This window comes from Thermoleophilum album (assembly GCF_028867705.1).
GTDB lineage: Bacteria > Actinomycetota > Thermoleophilia > Solirubrobacterales > Thermoleophilaceae > Thermoleophilum.
This window is the reverse complement of sequence record NZ_CP066171.1, coordinates 530,711-552,790: the sequence shown is the minus strand read 5'-3', so window position 1 is coordinate 552,790 and position 22,080 is coordinate 530,711. Positions and strand designations below refer to the sequence as shown.

The window sequence follows — 22,080 nt, the reverse complement described above, 5'->3', positions numbered from 1 at the left end:
CACGAGGACAGCTAACCTTGCGCCCGTCAAAAGCCCAGCCCCCGTAAACAGCAACACCGCCGCTCGGCAAGCGCACCCCGAAGGTCTCGTTCTCTACCTTGGGAACGCACGAGCAATTAGCGCGCCGTAGAGTGTGGTCCGAACCCTCAACTGCAGCCTGTAAGCTGGATTCCAGCGAGCGCGTGGTAGACGACGCACGTATACATTTCGCCCACCCCCACTACTGAAACCAGGAAAGAGAAGTAAGCACTATGGTTCGCCTACTAAAAACCCTCATACGAAAGACTTGGCGAGTGCTCCGCCTACCTACTGGCGACAAGCTCGGGACTCTCCTTGCGCGATCATGGGCGACCGTTACGTGGCCGGCAACTGTCGTCTTTTTGCTCCTCTTCAACCCAAAAATTCATCCTGCTTACAATCTTACTTGGCGGCGGCGAATCATCCTCGCGTACAAGATGTGGCGAAACACACGCAAAATTATGACCGGCACATCGTACAAGGCGCACCTTGCCATGGCTAGCAAACTGTTTGAGATACCGCCCGAGGTTGAGGGGGTCGTCGTGGAGTGCGGATGCTGGTACGGCGGGTCGACGGCAAATCTCTCACTGGCCTGTCAAGCCACGGGGCGTCGCCTCATAGTCTACGACTCATTCGAAGGCTTGCCCGCACCTGAAGGTGAAGATTTGTATGCGAAACCTGAAGCCACAGGGATGCTCGCTGTCGATCTTGAGCGCGTGAAGCGAAACGTAGAGAGGTACGGTGCGATTGAGTGTTGCGAGTTCCGCAAGGGCTGGTTCAAGGACACTCTTCCACACCACAAAGAGCCAATCGTCCTCATGTTTCTTGATGTCGACTGGCAGGCCAGTCTTGACGACTGCATCACAAATCTATGGCCGCACCTAGTCGATAAGGGCTATGTGTTCATTGATGAGTTCGTCTTAACTGATTACTGCGCTCTTTTCTGGTCTGAGGAATATTGGCGACGGCGCTTTGGGAGAACACCGCCTGGGCTTATCGGTTCCGGCAGCGGTGTCGGACTAGGCGGTTACTACCTGGGCCCGTTCGACGAGTGGAATTGGTCCCACGATCCGACAAGCGTCGCCTACACGCGCAAGGATTTCTCTGGCTACTGGAACTACTACGCCGAGGAGCAACGCGCGAAGGAGACGCAACAAGACACCAGTACGTCGTAGGTGGCTTAACCGCGCTCGGAACGGACCAAACCAAGTACCCCGCTAGTGCTCCGACACGCTGCGACGAGGCAGACTTAGCGCCACCTCAGCGTGGCGGTGTGGCATGCGGCTCGAGCAGCGAGAGCCGGTGGTCTCACGTCGCTAGTGGACATTGCTGCTCTCCGCTACCCGCCGGGCCTTCGCGTCGACCTGGCCGCGGACGGCGGGCGGCTCGGTCACTTAGAGTCATCGGCGCTCGAAACAGCCCGTCGCCCCCTTGCAAGAACTACGAATCCGTCTACTATCGAGCGCATGTGGAGATTCAAGCGCACCTCCAAAACCCCACAACATGCGGACAGCGCAAGTGCCGCTGCGGTGCTCGAAGCCTCGTCCATCGATCAGCTCGCCGAGCAATTGCCGGACTCGGTCGACGAGCTTGATCGGCAGGTCGAGGAGCTCGTAGAGAGATACCGCCGCCAGCCGACGCGCGAGATCGAACGTCAGCTGCTCGCTCTGCGCCACATTCTGGGGGCCAGGTCGCTCACCAGCGGTCCAAGCCCCGCCTTCGTGGAGCCCGACTACGAGAGTCTGCCTCCGGAGGGCGAGGTTCCCGAGGTCAAGGCCGCGGACCTGACTCCAGGAATTATCCGTGCGGCAATCCTGCGCGACGGCTTCCTGATCGTGCGCGGCCTCGTCCCTCGCGATGAAGCGCTCAAACTAGCTGAAGGGATTGACAGGGCGTTCGAGGAACGGGAGAAAGCTCTCCGCGGCGAAGAGCCGGAACCGGGGTACTACGAGGAGTTCCAGCCCCTCGAGGCTTACCGGGAATCTCTGCTCGTGCGTCCCTGGATTCGCGAGGGTGGTGGCGTGCTCGCGCCAGATGCGCCGATTCTGTGCGAGCAGATGATTGGCCTGATCACGCGCCATGGGATTCGCTCGCTTGTAGAGGGCTACATGCAAGAACGGCCGCTGATCTCGCTGCAGAAGACGACACTGCGGAAGGCAGAACCCCACGTCCCAGGTGCCTGGCACCAGGACGGTAGTTTTATGGGCGAGGTTCGGGCCCTCAACCTGTGGCTGTCTCTGTCGAGGTGTGGCGATGAGTCACCGGGCCTCGACATCGTCCCACGCAGGCTCGACCATTACGTCGAGCAGCAAACGGACGAGGCGGTACTGTCGATTCAAGTCTCGCAGCGGGTCGCAGAACAAGCGGCGGGCGATAGGCCCATCATCCGCCCCATCTTCGAGCCTGGAGACGCAGTGTTCTTCGACGAGATGCTGCTCCACCAGACGGGTTCGGATCCGTCGATGCCGAAGCCACGGTACGCAGTCGAGTGTTGGTTTTTCGGCTGCTCGAAGTTCCCGACGGAGTACGGACCGCTCGCCGTTTGAACCACGGGAACGGTCGTCCGACAGTCGTACCGTCGTTGCGCGAGGCGGCCTGGCAATGCTGGGCCGCCTCCTTGTTTTGGCGCGCCTTGAGAATCGCAGTCGTGGCGCTAGCGTACGGAGCGACTGCGACGCAAGCGCACGAGGAGCACCTGACCCCTGGTCCGCAGCGGCTCTAGATGAAACTTACGCGCGACGTAGCGGAACGCTCGTACCCGAAGTGTGTCTACGGAAACCGATCTGGGCAGCTGCAACTTACGGCCCTCGCTCACGCTGCGCATGAACACGAGAGTCCCATAGTCGACCAACGCCACATCGCCATCGCGAACGCGCCGTAACTCGCGCTCGACGAGGCGCTGCATGCGCGTTCCCTGCTCTTGCGCGATGAAGCTGTCGCTGAGACTGAACGAAAGCGGCAACCGGTTGCGCTTCTCGGCGCGGGCGAGCGTCTCGACGGCAAGATCGGCAGGCATTAGGACAAGCACCGACGACCCCGGCACGTGGGTGCGCAGGAGTACAGCGCCGTTCTCGGCTTGGGGGTCGACGGGCGGAAAGTCACCAAGACGCCGCCAGCGGTCAACGATGCGCTGCGTCCCGTGCACTGCCTGCCACGCCAGCGTGTCGCGCGCCGCGGGCTTCACCTTCGGCCACACGGCCGACAGAGCGAGCGCGACTACCACCGCTCCCCACGCACCGATCGCTACCGCGAGCAGCGAGCGCGCCTGGAACAAGCTGCGGCGCACAAGCTCGTCGAGCCAGAGGGCTGAGGAGAGAACGAGTGGCTGCGCGACGTAGATCACCACGTGGTCAAGAGAGCGATCGACGAGGTAAAAGAAGCAAGCGAGACCGAACACCGCGAGCGCACACAGCACCGGCAGGCGCTCACCGAGGTCGCGCGCCAACGTTGGCCGGCGCGTGACTAGTACCCCGAGCACGGCGGCCTGCGCGAGATAGGCACCACCAAGCCCGATCCCTGGCGACCAGCGCGTGAAGTCGTACGTGACCTCGCGAAGCTGCCCGAGGAAGAACGCTCGCAGGAAGTCGCCGTATAGGCGCCAGTCCGGTAGCTGTCCCGACCTGACCACTGTCCATAGCGCAAAGAGGGCGTGCGCCACCAGCGCCGGCGCGACGTAGAGCAGGACACCGTGCCGTACGACCCGCCGCCGAGCGCGCGCCGGCGCAGCCCAGGTCTCGGCCGCTACGAGCGCCAGCCAGGTGACCGATGTGAGCGCGAAAACCTCGAACGACCAGATGGCGGATACGCCGACGGTGACGGCCACGAGCGCGTTGCCGGCAGCTGGCGCGCGGCGGCTCACTAGCCAACCCACGATCACCCACGGGGTGATGCCGGTGCGAAACGCACCGTCCTGCACGATGGTGCCGACGGGGAACGTCCGCCCCCACAGGAGCACGACAACGACGAAGGCCAGCGCCAAGATGCAGATCGACAGGCGCACCCGAGCCGTACGCAGGATCAGCCACGCGGCCGCAACCGCAAGAGAGGTAAGCAGACCGTCGAAAAGGCCGACAGCGCCGTAGCCGGAACTCACCAGATCGACTACACGCGAGAGGGCGACGATCGACCCGACCCCGTACTGCGAGACGGTGTCGACCAGCATCGTGCCGCCGTGGGCAAGCTGATTAGCCGGTCCCAATAGGAAGTTGGCGTGGAAAGCAACCACCCAGTCGTAGATGCGCCGATCGAGCGGGCGATCGAGCGCGCCGGGTTCAAAGACGACCATGTTCACGGCGAACGCCGCCAGAACGGCGACCACCGCGACGTCGAGTGCTCGTCTCGCAAGCGCTCGCTCCCCGAAAAGGTGCCAACGCTCCTTCGCGATGCGCCGTGTCGCCCTGCGCACGCGGCCGGCGAAAAGCCACGCTGCCGCCGTGAACGCGACCAGCGCTATCGGCAGCGGGCGCACAGCGCCGCTGCGCGCAAACAGAAGCGGATAAACAAAGCACGGCAGCACCAGACCAACCGCTACGAGCCTGCGCCTACTGGGCGCTGGCGGCGAGAGCGCGGGTGCAAGCGCAGCGCTGCTCCTACGCCCAAGCAACACCAAGCGCACCGCAAACGCCAGCCACCAAGCTCCGATACCGGCTGCGAGTAAGCCGGGCTCGGCACCGGCCGACCGCGTCGCCAAGGCCCGAAAGACCACCACAGGAACGGCCAGCAGCGTGGCCCAGGCAGCGATCTCCAGCCAGGCGCTCGATCGGCTCTTGCGCGCCAGGAATAGCACCCAGCGCGGGCCGAAGGCGACAGCTAGAGGAAGCCCGCAGCCGACGAGCAGGACATAGGTTGCTGTCTCGGCGTACTGGCGCTGCGAAAAGCCCGGTAACCCTTCGATCGGGCGCGGCTCGACCACAGCGATCGCCAGCGGCACGAGCAAGGCCGCAAAGCCCGCAAACAAAACCAGCGTCGCCGCCAAGTCGAGCGCCAGCGGCGGGCCGATAGCGCCGCGTTCGCCGGCCGTGGCGAGCTTGCCGTGCTCGGGGGCGGCGGGACTAGCAACTGTGTCGGGGGCTTCGGGCATCTAGATCGGTGGCAGCACGGAGAGAGCGCGCGCACCCGCACTGCGCATCGGGCGCTGCTCATCGTAAAGCGCGCTTGCTCGCGAAGCGAGGTCGTGGCATGGTTTGGAGCAAGCGACTTCGACCCCGACTCGCCCGAGGCGTTGCGCTGTTGCACCGAGCCCGGCAGAGAAGCGGCCGTCTAGACGGTGGCCCGTGCGAGAGGACGAGTCGCAACAGAATCGCGATGCCCCCACAACTCACCCACACAAGGCTTCGTTTCCCCCTCCGTCCCCGGCGCAAGCCGCGCTTGCCGGTGCGGCGAGCCTTCGATCAACGTCCTGGCGTCGAGGTCCGCCGGTCGCTACCCGGGAAGGTGGTGTGCGTGATGCCAGCGCGCAATGCTGCCCGCACGCTGGAACGCACCGTTCACGCGATCCCGCCCGAATGGGTCGACGAGATCGTGCTCGTTGACGATGGCTCGAGCGACGGCACGGTGGAGTTGGCGCAGCGCCTTCCGGTGCGAGTGATACGCCACCCCCACAACGCGGGCTACGGTGCGAACCAAAAAACGTGCTACCTCGAGGCACTGAAGCTCGAGGCCGACGCCGTTGTCATGCTCCACCCTGACGGTCAGTACGAGCCGTCGCTGATCGGGGCGATGGTGCAGCCGATATTGGCGGGTGAAGCCGATTTGGTGCTCGGCTCGCGTCTACTGCGCCCAGGTATGGCGCGGGCGAATGGGATGCCGCTTTGGAAGCTGGTCGCCAACCGCGTCTTGACGACTTTCCAGAACGCGGTCATGGGGACCGACCTGACCGACGCTCACACCGGTTACCGCGCCTACTCGAAGCGGCTGCTCCTCACGGTGCCGTGGCTTCGCAACGCGCTCGACTTCAGCTTCGACGCCGAGCTGCTCTACCAGGCTGCCCATTTCGGGATGCGCATAACCGAAGTGCCCGCGCGCGGTCGCTACTTCGCGGATGCTTCTTCGGTCGGGTTCCGCGCCGGCAGCGTCTACGGGATCAAGACGGTGTGGGCAGGCATCCGACTCGTTCTGCATAGAACCGGCGTGCTGCCCTGCCGTAAGTTCACCCGTGACCCCGTAGCCCAGTCCTGACCCTTTCCGAGGCTATGGTCGCAACTCTGAGAGCGCGAATCGTCACCGGCGAGCGGGCAGTAACTGCCGAGGGGGGTTTCAATCCCTCGTGGCAGCGCCACACCGCCGAGTACAAGCTCGCCGAGCCATTTCTGCCCGACGGCCGGATCGTGGATGTCGGTTGTGGAGTGGGGCACGGCGCGCGTTTCCTAGAGCCCCGCGAGAGCATCGGAGTCGACATCGACCCGCAAGTTTTGGCGGGACAACACCGCCCTACCGTGGTCGCCGACATGCGCGCGCTGCCCTTCCCAGCGGGGTCGTTCGACGGCGCCATCTCGGTCCACGCAATCGAGCACGTACCCGACCCGGAGCGCGCGATCGCCGAGCTTCACCGTGTCCTTCGCCCCGGAGGGGTGGCGTGCGTGTGGACGCCTAACCGCCTGACGTTCGGTGTCCCGGACGAAATTATCGACCCGTACCACTACGTCGAGTTCTCGCCGGAAGAATTCCGCTCGCTGGCACTCGCGGCGTTCGAGCGGGTCGATCTCTACGGACTGTTCGCCTCCGACCGCTATATGGAGATACACAACAGCGAGCGCGAGCAACTGCATCGACTCTTGGCCCGCGACCCGCTGCGGTTGCGACGTCTCATTCCGCGACGTTTGCGACAGCTCCTCTACGACCTCCAGCTGACCCGGTCGCGGGCGGTGCCTCATCCAAACGCAGAAGCGATAACTGTCGACGATTTCTTTCTGCGCGACGACAACCTCGATAAGTGCCTCGACGTGCTGGCCGTGTGTCACGCCGGCGAGGCTCGGACGGCCAACGGAGGCATGCGATGAGTGAAGCGCCAACGACTACGGAAAGCCCAAGCAACGAGAGAACGCTGTTCGACATTGACCCTTACGCTCACGACCCAACACGGTGGGCGACCTCGATGGCTCACCATGCCGAGCTGCTGGTGCCGTGTCTCGACGCAGCCCGCCCAGCACGCGTCGCTGAGGTCGGAGCCTTCGCCGGCGATCTGACGCGGCTCCTTTTGGCTTGGGCGGAAAGCCGCGGCGCGCAAGTCGAAGCGATCGACCCCGCACCCCAGCCATCGCTCGAGGCGCTAGCCCGCGAGTCCGCCGCTCTGACGCTGGTCCGCGAGCCGAGCCTGAAGGCTCTCGCCCAACGCCAGCTCGCCGATGCGATCGTCATCGATGGCGACCACAACTATTACACGGTGTTCCACGAGCTCACGACGATCGCCGAGCGCGCCGGTGACACGCTACCGCTGCTCTTTTTCCACGATCTCTGTTGGCCACACGGGCGGCGCGACGATTACTTCGATCCAGAAGCGATTCCCGCCGAATACCGCCAGCCGCTTGTCGGCGAGGGACGGGGTATATATCCCGGCGATCCAGGGACGCGCCCCGACGGTCTGCCCTACCCGAAATCAGCAGCCCGTGAGGGTGGCGAGCGCAACGGGGTCTTGACGGCCGTCGAAGATTTCGCTCGCGAGTACCCGCAGGCGCGGCTCGCGGTCGTGCCGGTCTTCTTCGGTTTTGGTGCGATGTGGGATCGCAACGCGCCCTACGCCGACGATCTGGAGCGTTTGCTGGCCCCGTTCGATCGCAACCCGCTGCTGGCGCGGCTCGAGGGCAACCGCGTACTGCAGCTCGCACGCCAGCACGCGCACCAGGTCGAGCTTTGGCGGCTCAACAGCGTCTTGCAGCGACACGAGCGGGTGCTCAACCGCCTGCTCGAGTCGCGGGCTTTTGCGCTTGCGGAGCGCATCTCGCGGGTGCGCGCGCGGCTCGGTATCGGGCGCCACGCCACCGTCGTTTCGCGGGAAGAGGTCAGGCGAGCACTCGCCGGCGACGGCGCCAGTGGTTGAGACGCCGGAGCGGCTCCGTCAAGCGCCACGAGAGCGATCTTTCGATCTCTTGCAGCTGCGCTTCTAGGGGGCGCAGGGCTGCGTTGGCGTGCAGTTGGCGCGTGTGTGCAGCCGAGCGGGCGGCTTCGCGCTCGGCCTCGGCCCGCCACGCCCGGTCCCGCCAGGCCTCGTCGTTTTCAGCCTCGCCAGGCTCCGGCGTGTCCGGCGCCGGCGCGAGCGGACCGTCAGCGCCGAACGCACCTTCCCACTTCTCAGCGAGCAACTCGTGTGCCTGGAGCCAGGCGTAATCGTCCTCGGCAACCAGCTCGAGGCCACCGTGGAACGTCACGCTGGTGTCGATCACCCACGCCCGCTTACCGTGTGCGCGCGCCTGCAAGGAAAGGTCGACGTCGCAACCGTGGCCTTCGGGCAGTCGCTCGTCGAAACGAAGGGTGCGAACAGCCCAGGCCGAGAGAACGAGCAGCGAGCCTTCGACGACATCCACGTCGGAAGGGGCGGGAAGGGGGTCGAAGGGCACCCAGCGGGGAAGCTCACCGCCGCCGTGCTCCTTGTAGCGGAGCCGTACGTCAGCTGAAACCACGGTCCCTGTCCACCAAGCGGGCGAAGACGGACAGCGCGCCCCGGCGGCGCCCATGACGGCTACGTCGGGCTCGCTCGCAAGCAGAGCGCGGATACGCTGGCAGAGTTTCGGGTCGGTGATTTGCGCGTGCGGGTGGACGATCACGAGCGCCTCCAGCGCGTCGTTTCGCGCGGCAAGGTCGAGCAGGAGATTCCAGTTGCGCGCGCGGTTACGCGTCGCGCCGATCAGGTGGACCTCGGAGTTCCCTTCCGCGGCGCGCTCGATGCCCGGAGCGGCGTAGTACTCGACAGCTACACGATCCTCGACGACGCAACCAAACGCGATCATGATGACGCGGTCTTTTCACCCTCCCCGACCGCTTCGGCGAGACGCCCAGGTCTTGCCCCTATCAAGCTTCGGGACACAGCTGTACGGCCCTCCCCCTCCTCCTCATCAGGAATCTGGTCACGCTGCGGCGCACCGCGCGAGAAGGCTTCGCGTATGACATTCGCGAGGTGCTTGGTCGCTCGTAGCGGTCCCGTCAGTCGCCACCCGATGCTTGTCAACGCACTCTTAATCGCTCGCTCAAGGTCTTGACCTCGCGCTATAGCGTCGAGTTCGTAGTAGTACCCCATCGCCACCGCGAGGTCCCGCTCGGCAGCTGCCCTCCGAGCGCGCTGACGCCATCGCCCTGGTCCGACACCCACTCGAGGCATCCGGCCATACCACTTCCGGACAACTGCCACGTTCGCCTCGACCCAACCGTCTAAATCCGAGACCAGGTTGAGCGAGTGATGGTGTATGGCACGAAATCCGACCGCGCGCACTTTCATTCCCGCCTCTCGTACCTGCAGACAGAAATCGAAGTCGTAGCCGTGGAAACGACCGATCGAGGGATCGAAGCGGATATCGCGCACAACCCGCGGGGTGAGGCAGAGAAGGAAACCGTCGACCGTTTCCACGTCTCCTTCCCGCGAGTACGGGGAACCGGTGGCGTGGTCCCAGGAAAAGCCGTCGAGAAATCCGCCTCCGTGCTCCGGATATCGGTGCCGGAAGGCTGCCAAGCGCACTGACCCCTCCCACCACGCGATCGAGCGGACGTCGAGAGCACCGACGCAACCCACGACGCCCACCTCGGGATCGGACGACAGTACGCCGCGCAGACGAGCGCAAAAGTCCTCGTCGACAATCTCGGTGTCTTGGTGGAGCAGGACGAGCGCCTCGAGATCCGCGAGCTCGGCAGCTTCGTCGAGGATGGCGTTGTAGCTATCGAAGATCGAGCCCGTCGCCGGACGCTCCAGTATCACGGAGTCGGGCTCGGCGACACGCCTTATTCCCCTTCGGGCGCAGCGCTCGTAGGTAGACCAGTCCGTGATCGAAACGGCGAACGCGATCATCCAGTCACGCTCGCTTCTAGGGCTTGTGTCGACGCCACCATCGGTACGATAGTTTGTGAGCGAGCAGTCTGCAAGGATCTCGCCCGGTACGCAGTAGTTATTGCGACGTAAAGCGCCCCCGCGCTAGCCTCGTTCTTGCCTTCGCACAACGACGACCCCTAGGCCCCATGTGGAACGGTCAGACCGTCTCTGTAGTCCTACCTACGTACGCGGAAAAACTCTCGATACGCCGTGTCATCGACGGCTTCTTAGAGACCGGGGTCGTTGACGACGTCCTTGTAGTTGACAACAACGCTGAGCCGGGGACCCAGGAAGCGGTTGCCGAGACCCCGGCAAGGATCGTTCGTGAATCCAAACAAGGATATGGCTACGCCGTGAGGCGAGGACTGCTCGAAGCCGAAGGAGATCTAGTAGTTCTAGCCGAGCCGGACGGCACGTTTCTTCCGTCGGATATCACTAAACTCCTTATCTATAGTGATGAGTGCGATGCGGTTTTTGGGACCCGCACGACCCGTAACTTTATTTGGCGTGGAGCGAATATGCCACCGCTTCTCCGCTGGGGCAATTGGGGAGTTGCGAAACTTGTCGAGGTCCTCTTTAATACCAATCATCTAAGCGATGTTGGATGTACATATAAGTTGTTCCACAAGGACCTCGCACGTTATGTTGGCACGCATATGACGATTGGTAGCAACCATGCCGCCATCGAGGTGATGTTGTTGGTAATTGCGTCACGAGCCTCTTTCATCGAGCTGCCGGTTAACTACCTGCCACGGGTTGGACAATCCTCTGTCACAGGAAACCATCTCGTCGCTGTCAAACTGGGATTGCAGATGGTGCGGGAGATCCTGCGTTTTCGGCTCGGTCGCGACGTACCCGCCTATCGACCCGAGCGGGTGTCACCAGCCGTGGTTGCCAGCCGCGCCACGCGCGTGCACTAGGTGTCGCGCGGCCACGCTGCAGGTCACCCGTCGACCGGCTCTGCGTCGAAGCTTCAAGGTCGAGCACTCCACGCCCTCGCGTCGCCTTCGCTCGGGCAGGCGGGTGGGAGCCCCAGCCCCAACGGCGCTGATGATCGGGGCCCTCGCGAGCGTGAGACGTTCTGCTGCTAGTCGCGCACTACAGGGCTGGCGCTACTCCTCTCAAGCACCCACAGGCGCACCGGCACAAACCCCGCCTCGGACTCGTGGCGCTCGACGATGCGGAAACCAGCGCGTCGCCAGATGCGACTTAGCCGTTCAGGGGTGGACACGTCCCCACGAAGCCACGACGGATCGACCTGGAAAACCAGGGTGAGCCAGAACACCCGGGACCCGCGCGGAAGGTCACGCGCCAAACGTTCCGAGAGTTCGGAGGCCGTGATACGCACATCGCCGACCCGGAATGGGCGGTCACGCACGGCGGGTGCACCGACGCGTACGGTGAAGAGCGACGCGTGGGGGATCGCGTCCACGATGCTTACCGGCCCCGGACTAAGGCGTGCGGTTCCATCCACGAGTACGTCACGAGGCTGCGCCTTTTTGTCGACGAGGGCGAGCAAGGGAGAAACCTGGGGCCGACCGTGATCGCCCAGGGCGGTGATGGCACCCCCGATGGCAAAACACCCCACCACCCCGCCGACGCTCAACACCCGCCACCGTGGAAGAGCCGACCAAGCGACGAGCGCCAACGTGACGGCGAGAGCCGGCCAAGAGGCTGCAAGGTTCCGAGGCCCGTAGACATTCGAGCTGACGAGCGACACAGCCAGCGCCAGAATGGGATTAGCAAACGCCAACATCACCGTCAGTGCCACCGGCGAGCGAAGATCGACGCGCCTACGGACGCGGCGGAACGCCCCCCAACCACCCGCTGCTAGGCCCAGACCCAGAGCCGCTACGGCAGGCCATCCGGGTATGACGGCGACTCCGTTCGCGGCGTATGGATAGCCGAACGACCAGTGGATCCAGTAGCGGCCGAGTGACTCCAGGTCCAAGGGCGTGAGTCCCGAGAGGACTTGGGTAGTCCAGGAATCGCGGTCTGCGAGAAAGCTCGGAATCCACGGCGCGAAGAGGAGCGCTGCGCAGACGTTGGCTGCAACAAGCGGCCGGCGAAGCGCTGCGAACACGACCAAAGCCCACATCAGCTGGACGGCGAGCACGAAGACCGCTGTGTAGTGCGTGTACATCGCCCCCGCACTAGCGAGCACGTAGAGAGCCCACCAGTACAGCTTGCGCTGGCGGAGCGCCGCAAGAAGTGAGAGCGTCGACACTGCGACCAGGAGCGTCATCACCGCGTACGCGCGCGCTTCGGCGGAGTAGTAGAGCTGGAAAGGAGCGAAGGCCGTGATCGCTGCTGCGGTCAGCCCAACCCAGCGGCCAGCTACAAATCGACCCCACGCGTAGACGAGGGGAATGAGTGCCGAGCCAGCAAGCAGCGACGGAAGCCGGAGCATCTCCTCCGTGCGACCGAACCACGTCGCTACCCGCGCAAGAACGAAGTACAGCGGCGGCGTGATCTCGGCATCGGAGCTAACAAGCCGGACGACGTCGGCCACCGACTCCGGCGCGGTGACGTCCCACCACGTCGCGAGCTCGTCGGCGAACAAGTCCTCGCCGAGCAAGCGCAAACGCCACCACAGACCCACTGCAAACACAGCGAGCAACAGCGCGTAGTGTAGGAGCGCGACACGCCGGCCCCCAGCTTGACCAGCCTCGGGACCACCTCCGTTGGCATGCAACGGCCGATGCGATGCTCTTCGCGTACTCTCGGCAGCAGGAGGCTGGGTCCGGTGCATAGTGCGGCGATGCTAGTCGGCTCGCGAGCGGTGCGCTAGATAGCCGGTACTGGCTAGGCTAGGTCCGGCTGCGACTCGCTTGATGGCGACGAACCGGTTACCCTCGCACGTGGGCGGTCCCCGCGAGACGCGCCCGAGCTGATCCGCTAACGGCCTCCTTCGTCAAGACTCACATTCCGCGTGAATCGCCCAATAGCCATCCAAGTCGAGGACGTCTGGAAGACGTTCCGTGTACCCGAACAACGCGTCGACACGCTCAAGGAGCGCGTAGTCCGGCCCTTCCAAAGGGTCTCGTACCGGACTTTCGAGGCGCTCAAAGGCGTCTCCTTCGACGTCTACGACGGCGAGTTTTTCGGGATCGTCGGCCAGAACGGGTCGGGGAAGAGCACCCTGCTCAAGATCATGGCCAGCATCTACAAGGCCGACCGCGGCAGCGTTCGCGTAGCCGGCCGCGTCGCCCCTTTTATCGAGCTCGGCGTCGGCTTCAACCCCGAGTTCACCGCAAACGAGAACATCGAGATCAACGGCGTCTTGATGGGACTGACACGCCGCGAAGCGCGAGCACGCGCCGACCGGATTATCGACTTCGCCGAGCTGGGCGAGTTTCGCGACCTGAAGGTCAAGAACTACTCGTCGGGAATGATGGTGCGTCTCGCCTTCGCGATCATGGTCGAGGCGGACGCCGACATCATGCTGATCGACGAGGTACTGGCAGTCGGCGACGCCGGCTTTGCCCAGAAGTGCATGGATGTCTTCCGCGCCCGCAAGCGCGCGGGCAAGACAGTCGTACTCGTGACTCACGACATGATGACCGTGCAATCGATGTGCGACCGCGCACTAGTGCTCGACCGTGGTGAGCTCGTCTACATCGGCGACCCAGACGAGGCCGCTCGTCACTATCTGAGGATCAACTTCCAACGAGAGGGCAGTGACGCCCCCGAGCTCGCTACCGACGGCGCCCCTGCCGGCGCCGGCACAACCGAAACCGCTGGTGGCGAGATCGCTGTGCTCCGGTCTCACGCCTCACTAGTTCGCGCGTGGCTTGAACGCCGGGGCCAAGAACAGCGAAACCTCGAGCTCGGCGATCCGCTTCACGCCCGAGTCGTCCTTCGCATCGAGACACCCATCCGTGACCCTATGTTCGGCTTTCAGCTGTTTTCCGAGAACGGTATTTTGCTTCTCCAAACGCCGCGATGGCGCTTGCCACAAAACAACACTCCCGCGTCGAATTCCGTCAGCTTGAAGCCCGGGACGCACGTTACACTCGAACTCCGCGCACCGAACGTCTTAGCTCCGGGCCGTTACCGCCTTGCCGCATGGATCGCCGAAGAGCTAGGACGACACGAACTGGCCGTTCAAGCCATTCCAGCGCTTTCATTCGTCGTCTTCGGAATGGCGCCTACTGGCCCCCTGTTGCACCTTGATTGCTCTTACTCAGCTACAGTGCACAGCCCTCAGAGCACGCACCTCACCGCCGATGCGCGTAAATCGATCGAACTGACCGAAGGATCGGCACAGATATCCGAGCCCACACATGAATAGGTACCAAATCGACTCTCCGAACCTGATCCGTTCCCCTGAACATCCAGCCGATTCCTCAAACGCCTACAGCGCCAGTGAGGATAAGACGGTAGCCACTCCGCGGAGCCTTCGGGAGGTTCGTGGGCCGACTGCACTCGGCAGTGGCGGTTTTTCCCGAGCGGCCGAGTTGCTCTGGATGCTCGCTGTTTACGATTTCAAAAAAGCCTACCATGGAACCGTCCTTGGCTACGTATGGTCAGTGATGAGGCCCTTGCTCATGTTCTCCGTTCTCGTCACCGTGTTTACCCAAGTTTTCCGAGCTGGGTCTGGTGTCCCCCACTATCCCGTAATGCTTTTGCTAAACATCGTTTTGTTTACCTTCTTTACCGAAGCCACAACCATGTCTGTTACCTCAATCGTTAGTCAAGAATCGATAGTGCGTAAAACAGAATTCCCCCGCGCAATCATACCCGTCTCAGTTGTATTAACGACCACGTTCACCCTCATTTTCAATATGATCGTCGTCTTCGCATTCATGTTAGCCTGGGGCCTTAAGCCGCGGCTTACCTGGCTCGGTCTAATTCCGATTGTGATCGTACTGTTCTGGATAACTGCATGCGTATCTCTGATTCTTGCATCTCTCTACCCGCGCTTCCGCGACACTGCCATCATCTGGTCAGTAATCAGCACTGTCTTGTTCTATGGGAGCCCAGTTCTGTACCCGGCAGAGATCGTTCCAACACCACTCGCTCATTTCATGCAAGCCAACCCTCTTGCGCCTGTGCTTGAGATGGCTCGCGTCTGGATGATCGATCCAACCGCTCCTACACCCGTCGAACTTGCCGGCGGCGCGGTTTCGCTTACGGTCTCAATCGGGTTCACGCTCCTGCTTGGGTTCGTTGCTGTGCGGGTTTTTAACCGTGAGGCACCGCGAATCGCCGAAAGCCTTTAGGGTAAGAACGCTGACCAAGTGCCCGCCCACCCTCCAATCCGCTAGCATTAGCTTCTTTCAGATCAGAAGGAGACTTGTAGGAACGCGGGCTATCGCAGCGCCGCACCTACCCGACTTTGTGCAGCTGTCTACGGTCGGGCCATCGGCGCCTTTACCTCTTCTTGCCGGTGAGACCGCGAACGATGGAGGCTGCTTTACGTAGCGGACGGGTAAGACGCCAGCTCAGCGAGTTCTCGTAGCTCGCACACGCGTGCTGAAGCGCTCCCACACGCTCGCGCAGCATGTTCACCTCGGCCGTGAGGGACGCCACGCGATCCCCTGCAGCGCGGAGCCAACCCTCAGTCTCCCGAATCCACTCTTCATGCCCACGCAAACGCTCTGCGAGCTCCGCCTCGCGGGCAGTGGCGATCGCTGGCGTCGGAGCGAGCCGGACCCGGCCTTCGTCGTCAAGGATCTCGGCAAGATCGTCATTGGTACCGACGTGTTCTGTACTTACTCCTGAACCAGGTCGACCGGCACGCCGCTCGTGCGCGCTTTGCTCCGTTACCGAATCGCTGTCGGGTACTGCCGGTTTGGCGCCCGAGCCTTTCCGCCAACGCACGCACGTCCAGTCGACGCTGACCAGTGGATCCTTAATCCCGCGCTTTTCGCGAAACTCGTCGACCGCTCGCCGACATTCCTCAACAAACCGATAATCATCGATTATTACGAAGCCTCCGTCTACCAGATCGTCGTAAAGGGCATCTAAACACGCTCGCGTTGCCGAGTACGTATCACCGTCAAGGCGGATAAGGGACCAACGTCGCTCGCCCTTCAGAGACTGCATCGTGTCTTCGAAGAAGCCCTCAATAAATTCGAATCCCTCCTTGTATCCGAGACGAGCAAGCGTTTGCTCGACCTCAGGCCGCGAAACCGCCAAGAACTCGTAGTCACGCAATATTTGCTCTAGGCCGTGATGATTGGTGTCTGCGCTTCTCACATTCGTTTGATCGTCGCGCGTGAAGCCTCGAAACGAGTCAGCGAGGACGACTGTTCGCTGCTGATCGCCGCCGTATGCAGCGAGCGCAGCTCGCATTAAGAGAGCAGCACCCCCCCTCCAAACACCTGCCTCGAGCAGATCACCTTCTACATCTTCCGACACGATAGTTTTGACGCATTGTTCGAGATCATCAAGGCGCAACAAACCCGCCATCGAAAGGGCATTGTATGGCCAATCGAACCCGATCATCCTTAGGGAACGTAGTGGGCCGCGTAATTCGCGCGCGACAACGGTGCCCTGTGCGGTGCCGGAAACCGTCAGGGTTGTAGGTCCAACTAAGTCACAAATCGCTAGTTTTAGAAGGTCAAGATATGCTCGACGCAGCGCGGCAAGGTCTGCTCTCGCGCCGACAGCTGTTCCAAGCGCTTTTTCTCTAGCCAGCGCTAGGGCATCCGCGACATCCTCTGCCCGAGCTTGCCCGAAGGCTCCTTCTTGACCTTCCACTGGGCTCATCGGCGATCGGTCGTGAACTCGGTTAGCCCCTGCGCACCATCTGCGCTACCCGGAGCAGTAGATCGTACGGAATGCAACAGGCTCTCCACCCTCTCCATCACCTCGTCGTTGAAGGCTTCCTGGCGGCTGCGTGGCCAGGTGACCGCTCGCGCGCCGCGGACACGCGCCTCGATGTTCGATGACAGCTCAACGGCGGTGGCGATGGCGCTCGCTAGCTCCCCTACGTCGGCCTCTGCGGCGACCAGATTCGGCGAAATGGCGCGTAGCCGGACGTCGGTCTTCGGACCCCAGGTGTTCGTTACGACCACCAATCCGGCAGCAGCCATCTCGATCGGCACGAGGCTGGGGTGAGGAGTGTGCATCAGGGCGAGGCCGACGTCGTGCGAGCGCAGGAGCTCAGCGTAACTGCGCTGGTCGGTTCGCAAGCCAACACGGAGTTCGACTCCCGGTGCAAGCTCCAGGCGGCGTTCGCCCTCCACCGAACCGATTCCGTTCAGTTCCCACTTGCCGCCGGAAAAGACACCGCGCCGTGCCGCTTCGGCGAGGCCCAGGACGCCCAGCTCGTACATGTTGCGCGCCGCGTGCGGTTCTGGACGCGCGTAGAAGAGCAGCCGACGCCGGCGACGTGCTCGCAACTCCACCGGGTCGGGCGACGCAACGTTAGTAATCGCATTGCGGAAAACCACCGCCTGTGCGCCCCCCGGGCGGTCTTCGGCGAATACTCCGATCTTCCGTTCGCTGAAGAAGTCGCACAGCAGCTCGGTGGAAAAGAGCGCCGCGTGCGGAAAGGTGTACGACCGTTCGGCGAGAGCCGCGTAGCTTCCCATAGGGAAGGTGAACGGCTCGTACTCCTGGATCAAGTAGAGAAACCCGGACTCTGCTCGCCCGAGCTCGCGCAGCGCCGCGTGAGCGACGTGCGCCGTCCACCAAGTAGTTGCAACGAACGCATCGTTGCGCGAGACCGGTACCGCCTCGCTCTCGCGTCCGAAACAGAACTCCACGGCGCGATCGATACCTTCGAGGCCCGAGTAGCGCGCGAGCCGCGCAGGCCAGTCGCCGGGCAGCGGTGGTTGCGGATCGACAGTGACGATGCGCACTCGCCAGCCGCGCTCGGCGAGAGCGAGCGCGAGCTGGAACTTCGTGATGTAACCACCAAAGAGGTGCTTGAGATCGACGTGCGGAATCAGCATGTTGACGCGCTCCGGCTCGCGCTGCGAAACCGCCAAGTCGAGCGGCGCGATCTTCGCCGCCAGGGCTCCAGCACGCGCGTCGCGAAGGTCACGGCGCCCTGGCTCTTGGATGAGGCGCGCTGGCGGCCGCGCGTCGACACGCAACCATCGACCCGGCTTCTCCGCGCGACCGGGGACGAGCCGCACCAGCCAGCGCCACACGTACGCCAGCAACAGTCCGAGTTCGGCAGCGAGGGTTCGCGGCCGGCCACGCAGTTCGCGCACAGCCCTTAGCGCCAGCCAGGCGAGCGCGAGCGGGGAGCGTTCGGCACGCGCGAACCGGCCGAGCTGGCGGCGATCGCGCCAACTGAGCGCATCGCCCAATCGCAGCTCGAGGATCGCGAGCAGCGTGAGTAGGCGACAGCAGTCGACGAAGTACGTCAGACGCCAGCGGTGCAGTCGTTGGCGCGGATCTTCGCGAAGTCGGCGCACACGCTGGACGACGGTTGGCATGCGGTTGGCGTTGCCGTGCCCGAGAACCGCTGAGCGGTGTTGCACGTAGTCGCCGAGCGCGTCGGGAACATAGGCCACACCGCGCCGCAGGCGTGCCACGAGCGCCAGCCAGTGGTCGTGGAAGTTGGCGAATTGGCGGGGCGGGAACGGCAAGGCCACGTCGAGAAGGTCGCGGCGCAACAGCGAAGCGGCACCGGTCACGCAGTTCGCAAAGAGGAGAGACGCGACATCTTCATGGTCGTTACTGCGCACGTTCCAGTATGTGGGAGCGATCTCCTCGCCCGACCTGTCGACGATCCGTTGATCGCTGTAGACGAGGTCGCAACTCCCGATCGCACCGAGTAGGCGCTCGAGTTTGTCGGGGCGCCAGCGATCGTCCTGGTCGGCGAGAGCGACGAAATCGGCGTGCGACGGAACAAGCTGAAGCGCGCGTTCGAAGTTGCGGTAAAAGCGCAACCGCTCGGGGGCAACACTGACGACGAAACGCGGGTCGTCACCAATCACTTCGCGGATCGTCTGCAGACCCGCCGGGGACGAGCGGTCGTCGCTGATCACGCAGATCCAGTGCCGATGCGTCTGGGCTCTGATCGATTCGATCTGGGCGCGAAAGAGCTCGCGGTCAGGTTCGTAGGTGGCCATCGCGATTGCCACCAACGGTTGCCGGCCATCCGCGTGTGGGGAAGGGAAAGCAGCCGGCTCAATACAGGGCCGGTCGACGCTCACGGTCGCAAGCACGCGCCGGACCGTTCGGCCGTCGACGAGCTCTGCCGCCACTGCGAGCTCGACTTGGTCGAGGTCTGAACGGTGACGGATGCGAGCGATCCCCCAAAAGCCGCTGCGGTAGGCGTGGGGCTCGCTGGGGTTCTGCTCGAGGACGTCGCGGCGAGGCGCGCGAAACGCCAAGAGCTCCTGCCTTTCGCCGTCGACTTCAAGCCAGGCGCAGCGAATCGGACTGTGGCGCGAAAAGCACCAGCCACAGACGAAAACAGCCGTGCCGCCGCCGACGGCTACCGTCGTCGGTAGGGGGTAGTCGAGGCCGGCCTCGAACGCGGCAGGGGGTTTCCTATCGACGGCCGTCACGGGGCTTGGGCGCGGGCTATGCGCCAGGCGTAGGGGTCGAGCTGGCGCAGTCTCTGCAGAAGCTTCGGAACGCTTGCGCGATCGACCGCACGGGACACGAAGAGCAGCGCGTAGACGGCGTCGGCATTCCTGGGTTCTTCCCGCACGACCTCGCGCAGCTGGCGCCACGAGCCGTCCAAGTCACCGCTAAACAGCAGGAGCGAGGCCAGCGTCATGTCGGCTTGCCGGTCGAGTGAGAAACGAGCGGCCTGTCGCGCGTCTTCGATTGCCGGCCGGACAACGCCCGGAGTCGGGTCAACCTCGTCGCGCGTGATCCTCTCGACCGTTCGCTCGGCCTCCTCGCCCGCACGGGATGCAACAGAGCCCAACACGAACAACGACATCACAGCGAGCGCTGCAAGCACGGCTACTACGCGCCCGATGGCGGCACCAAGGACGCGCGCTCGAGAACGCACCGACAACCCCTTGGCCGCCGATCCAACGCGAGTACGCACTGTCATCCGCGCGAGTCTAAGCGCGATCTCGCGATCGACAAAAGCTCGTTCTAGGTTCACGTAACGTCGTCCGCGCCACACCACGGCGAGCGAGCCGCGTTCTCCTCGAAAGCGCAGGCCCAAGCCAATAGGCTGCTCCCGTGCCGCGCATCGCGAGCGTTTTTGCGACTGCACTTGCCGCGACCGTAGCTGTCGCCTGCTCGTTCGTCCCGGCCTTCTACGCGGGTGGTTTTTTCGATCGACCGCGCCTCGTGGCGGGCGCTGTGGTTTGGGCAGCACTCGCGCTCGCGTTTGCCGTCGCCGAGCGCCCCTGGCCGCGCACACGCGCGCAAGTGCTTGCGGTAGCTGGCCTTGCCGCACTTTCGGGATGGACGCTCCTGTCGCTGGCTTGGGCCCCGATCGCCGGCAGAGTCGAGGACGACGCCCAGCGCGCCGTGCTCTACCTCGGGTTGCTTGCGCTCGCGCTCGTTGGCTTGCGCTCGCGCACGGCGCGTGTCTGGTTCGAGCCGATACTCCTCGTTGGCCTCGGCACGATCTGCGCTGTCGGGTTGAGCGAACGGCTCGTTCCCGACCTTGTCGAGCTCGACCGCAGCCAGACGGCTGCTGGCCGTCTCGAGCAGCCACTCACGTACTGGAACGGTATGGGACTCGTCGCCGCGTGGGCGTGGCTCGTTGCGGCACGCATAGCCGGTGACGTGACGCGCTCGCGGCTTGTGCGCGCACTAGCAGGAGCAACGCTGCCAGCATGGGGACTGACGCTGTACCTCACCTTCTCCCGCGCCGGGCTCGTAGCAGCGGCCGCGGGGATCGTCGTTCTCACTGCGCTCGCCCCTCACATTCGCGCGCAGCTTGCCGCGCTCGTCGCCGGCGGCGGTGCGAGTGTGCTCGCTGCAGTGGTCGCGAACCGCCTGCCAACGGTGCGCTCGCTCGACGTCGGCGTAACCGGCAATCCGAGCGAGGGCCACGAAATGCTCTTCGTCCTGCTGGCGCTCGGAGCCCTGTGCGCGCTGCTCGTAGCTGCGCCGAGCCGCTCCGCTGGGGGAAGCGCCCAAAGCGTGCCCGTTCGGCGCGCTGCCATTGTGCTGTCGGCCGCGGTCGTCGCCCTCGCCGGCGGGATCGCCGCCGTCGCGGCGTCGGACATCCGCCCCGCCGCAGAGTCGCCGGTGCGCGGCGCAACTCCCGAGCGCCTGCGCTCGATCGACACGAACCGCTACGCGTACTGGGAGATAGCTGTTGAGATGGCTCGGCGCGAGCCCCTGCGGGGCGAAGGCGCCGGCAGCTTTGCGGTTGCCTGGCGGGCGCGCCCCAACCGCCCCGATCGTGCCACCGATGCCCACTCGCTCTACCTCGAAACGCTCGCCGAGCTCGGCGTGGTAGGGCTCGCCGCCCTTGTCGCGTTTCTCGGCGCTGTCGTTGCCGGTGCAATGGGCGCTCTTCGCTGCTACCCAGCCGCCGCGGTGGGGCCGGCAGCGGTCATCTCAGCGTGGCTGGTACACGCAGGTGTCGACTGGGACTGGGAGCTACCGGCAGCGACGATGCCTGCCGTGCTCGCCAGTGCAGCAGTACTCGCGTGGGCCGAGAAAGCCCGGCCCGGACACGACCGGACACCGATCGGCGGGGCGTCGCGCACCGTGCCGCTGTCGCCAGGCAACAGCTCGCCCCGTACCGCCACCACCGCACGAGTCCGTGGAGCAAGCTCGACGGGAGAAAGGTGCTAGTGAACACGGCGCCATCGCTTTCGAGCCTCTCTCGTGATGCGCGCCTATGTGCTACGAATAGCTTTGTGCCCCTGTGCGACGCCACACCGCCCCCGTGCCAATCGCCGTCGCAGACCGGCCACACTCCCGCGCCAAGCCGGTCATGCCCGCGCGGCAAGCACCGGCTACAGCGCGGGCTGGCCGTGGTCGCCACCGCGCTACTCGTGGGGAGCATGGGCGTTGCCGCCACACCCGCTGCCCCAGCAGAAGCACAAAGCGCTGGCGACGAACAGTACGCCGACCCGTTCCAGCAAGAGCCCACAACCACAACCCGCGGGCGGCCGCGCACAACAACCAAGAAGTCGCACTCGGGCCGCAAG

Annotated in this window: 16 protein-coding genes; 9 read left to right on the top strand and 7 right to left on the bottom strand. The window is 64.1% G+C overall.

Annotated features, from left to right (window positions below):
* The first annotated feature begins 479 nt into the window (after window positions 1-479).
* Both JDY09_RS02545 and JDY09_RS02540 read left to right on the top strand, forming a co-directional pair.
* Complete coding sequence (locus tag JDY09_RS02545; RefSeq protein ID WP_274717436.1) at window positions 480-1,193, top strand: TylF/MycF/NovP-related O-methyltransferase; 714 nt, start codon at window positions 480-482, stop codon at window positions 1,191-1,193.
* 291 nt (window positions 1,194-1,484) lie between these two features.
* Complete coding sequence (locus JDY09_RS02540; protein ID WP_274717435.1) at window positions 1,485-2,564, top strand: phytanoyl-CoA dioxygenase family protein; 1,080 nt, start codon at window positions 1,485-1,487, stop codon at window positions 2,562-2,564.
* A 107-nt stretch (window positions 2,565-2,671) separates the two neighbouring features.
* Here JDY09_RS02540 and JDY09_RS02535 read toward each other — a convergent pair whose 3' ends face one another.
* On the bottom strand, window positions 2,672-5,098 hold the full coding sequence (locus tag JDY09_RS02535) for a hypothetical protein (protein ID WP_274717434.1): 2,427 nt from the start codon (window positions 5,096-5,098) through the stop codon (window positions 2,672-2,674).
* Between the two features lie 365 nt (window positions 5,099-5,463).
* Here JDY09_RS02535 and JDY09_RS02530 point away from each other — a divergent pair, with 365 nt between their 5' ends.
* From JDY09_RS02530 to JDY09_RS02520, 3 genes are read left to right on the top strand one after another with little or no spacing between them, the layout of a single operon-like run.
* The gene (locus JDY09_RS02530; RefSeq protein WP_274717433.1) at window positions 5,464-6,195 is read left to right on the top strand and encodes a glycosyltransferase family 2 protein; all 732 of its coding nucleotides are present in this window, start codon (window positions 5,464-5,466) and stop codon (window positions 6,193-6,195) included.
* A 14-nt stretch (window positions 6,196-6,209) separates the two neighbouring features.
* Complete coding sequence (locus JDY09_RS02525) at window positions 6,210-7,016, top strand: class I SAM-dependent methyltransferase (protein WP_274717432.1); 807 nt, start codon at window positions 6,210-6,212, stop codon at window positions 7,014-7,016.
* Entirely contained in the window at window positions 7,013-8,053 is a 1,041-nt protein-coding gene (locus JDY09_RS02520; protein WP_274717431.1) for a class I SAM-dependent methyltransferase, read from the top strand. Before JDY09_RS02525 ends, JDY09_RS02520 begins: the two co-directional genes overlap by 4 nt.
* On the opposite strand, the gene JDY09_RS02515 is transcribed toward JDY09_RS02520, so the two are convergent.
* Both JDY09_RS02515 and JDY09_RS02510 read right to left on the bottom strand, forming a co-directional pair.
* Complete coding sequence (locus JDY09_RS02515) at window positions 8,016-8,960, bottom strand: hypothetical protein (RefSeq protein ID WP_274717430.1); 945 nt, start codon at window positions 8,958-8,960, stop codon at window positions 8,016-8,018. The genes JDY09_RS02520 and JDY09_RS02515 overlap by 38 nt on opposite strands.
* Complete coding sequence (locus JDY09_RS02510) at window positions 8,957-10,009, bottom strand: glycosyltransferase (RefSeq protein WP_274717429.1); 1,053 nt, start codon at window positions 10,007-10,009, stop codon at window positions 8,957-8,959. Before JDY09_RS02510 ends, JDY09_RS02515 begins: the two co-directional genes overlap by 4 nt.
* Before the next feature lie 167 nt (window positions 10,010-10,176).
* Between JDY09_RS02510 and JDY09_RS02505 the strand changes: the two genes are divergently transcribed.
* Window positions 10,177-10,950: a glycosyltransferase family 2 protein gene (locus tag JDY09_RS02505; RefSeq protein ID WP_274717428.1), complete on the top strand. Its 774-nt coding sequence runs from the start codon at window positions 10,177-10,179 to the stop codon at window positions 10,948-10,950.
* A gap of 167 nt (window positions 10,951-11,117) precedes the next feature.
* Here the strand turns inward: JDY09_RS02505 and JDY09_RS02500 are convergent, their stop codons facing one another.
* A complete protein-coding gene (locus tag JDY09_RS02500) occupies window positions 11,118-12,641 on the bottom strand; it encodes a glycosyltransferase family 39 protein (protein ID WP_274717986.1) in 1,524 nt (507 codons plus the stop codon).
* A 321-nt stretch (window positions 12,642-12,962) separates the two neighbouring features.
* On the opposite strand from JDY09_RS02500, the gene JDY09_RS02495 reads away from it, so the two are divergent.
* On the top strand, window positions 12,963-14,324 hold the full coding sequence (locus JDY09_RS02495; RefSeq protein ID WP_274717427.1) for an ABC transporter ATP-binding protein: 1,362 nt from the start codon (window positions 12,963-12,965) through the stop codon (window positions 14,322-14,324).
* Between the two features lie 175 nt (window positions 14,325-14,499).
* Window positions 14,500-15,255 (top strand): ABC transporter permease, encoded by a 756-nt coding sequence (locus JDY09_RS02490; RefSeq protein WP_274717426.1) that lies wholly within the window; start codon window positions 14,500-14,502, stop codon window positions 15,253-15,255.
* Window positions 15,256-15,406: 151 nt separating this feature from the next.
* On the opposite strand, the gene JDY09_RS02485 is transcribed toward JDY09_RS02490, so the two are convergent.
* The 3 genes from JDY09_RS02485 to JDY09_RS02475 all read right to left on the bottom strand — a co-directional run bounded on the left by JDY09_RS02485 (window position 15,407) and on the right by JDY09_RS02475 (window position 20,009).
* Entirely contained in the window at window positions 15,407-16,483 is a 1,077-nt protein-coding gene (locus JDY09_RS02485) for a TylF/MycF/NovP-related O-methyltransferase (RefSeq protein ID WP_428837450.1), read from the bottom strand.
* 260 nt (window positions 16,484-16,743) lie between these two features.
* A complete protein-coding gene (locus tag JDY09_RS02480; protein ID WP_274717424.1) occupies window positions 16,744-19,509 on the bottom strand; it encodes a glycosyltransferase in 2,766 nt (921 codons plus the stop codon).
* Window positions 19,506-20,009 (bottom strand): hypothetical protein, encoded by a 504-nt coding sequence (locus tag JDY09_RS02475; protein ID WP_274717423.1) that lies wholly within the window; start codon window positions 20,007-20,009, stop codon window positions 19,506-19,508. Before JDY09_RS02475 ends, JDY09_RS02480 begins: the two co-directional genes overlap by 4 nt.
* A 134-nt stretch (window positions 20,010-20,143) precedes the next feature.
* Between JDY09_RS02475 and JDY09_RS02470 the strand changes: the two genes are divergently transcribed.
* Window positions 20,144-21,721 carry an O-antigen ligase family protein gene (locus JDY09_RS02470; RefSeq protein WP_274717422.1) on the top strand — a complete coding sequence of 526 codons (1,578 nt, stop codon included), beginning with the start codon at window positions 20,144-20,146 and terminating at the stop codon, window positions 21,719-21,721.
* Window positions 21,722-22,080: the final 359 nt, after the last annotated feature.

Coding starts and splice junctions, on each gene's coding strand:
- JDY09_RS02545 (WP_274717436.1), top strand. CDS start 480: ATGACCGGCACATCGTACAAGGCGCACCTTGCCATGGCTAGCAAACTG.
- JDY09_RS02515 (WP_274717430.1), bottom strand. CDS start 8,960: ATGATCGCGTTTGGTTGCGTCGTCGAGGATCGTGTAGCTGTCGAGTAC.
- JDY09_RS02490 (WP_274717426.1), top strand. CDS start 14,500: ATGCTCGCTGTTTACGATTTCAAAAAAGCCTACCATGGAACCGTCCTT.
- JDY09_RS02525 (WP_274717432.1), top strand. CDS start 6,210: ATGGTCGCAACTCTGAGAGCGCGAATCGTCACCGGCGAGCGGGCAGTA.
- JDY09_RS02540 (WP_274717435.1), top strand. CDS start 1,485: ATGTGGAGATTCAAGCGCACCTCCAAAACCCCACAACATGCGGACAGC.
- JDY09_RS02520 (WP_274717431.1), top strand. CDS start 7,013: ATGAGTGAAGCGCCAACGACTACGGAAAGCCCAAGCAACGAGAGAACG.
- JDY09_RS02505 (WP_274717428.1), top strand. CDS start 10,177: ATGTGGAACGGTCAGACCGTCTCTGTAGTCCTACCTACGTACGCGGAA.
- JDY09_RS02475 (WP_274717423.1), bottom strand. CDS start 20,009: ATGACAGTGCGTACTCGCGTTGGATCGGCGGCCAAGGGGTTGTCGGTG.
- JDY09_RS02530 (WP_274717433.1), top strand. CDS start 5,464: ATGCCAGCGCGCAATGCTGCCCGCACGCTGGAACGCACCGTTCACGCG.
- JDY09_RS02485 (WP_428837450.1), bottom strand. CDS start 16,483: ATGATCGGGTTCGATTGGCCATACAATGCCCTTTCGATGGCGGGTTTG.
- JDY09_RS02510 (WP_274717429.1), bottom strand. CDS start 10,009: ATGATCGCGTTCGCCGTTTCGATCACGGACTGGTCTACCTACGAGCGC.
- JDY09_RS02535 (WP_274717434.1), bottom strand. CDS start 5,098: ATGCCCGAAGCCCCCGACACAGTTGCTAGTCCCGCCGCCCCCGAGCAC.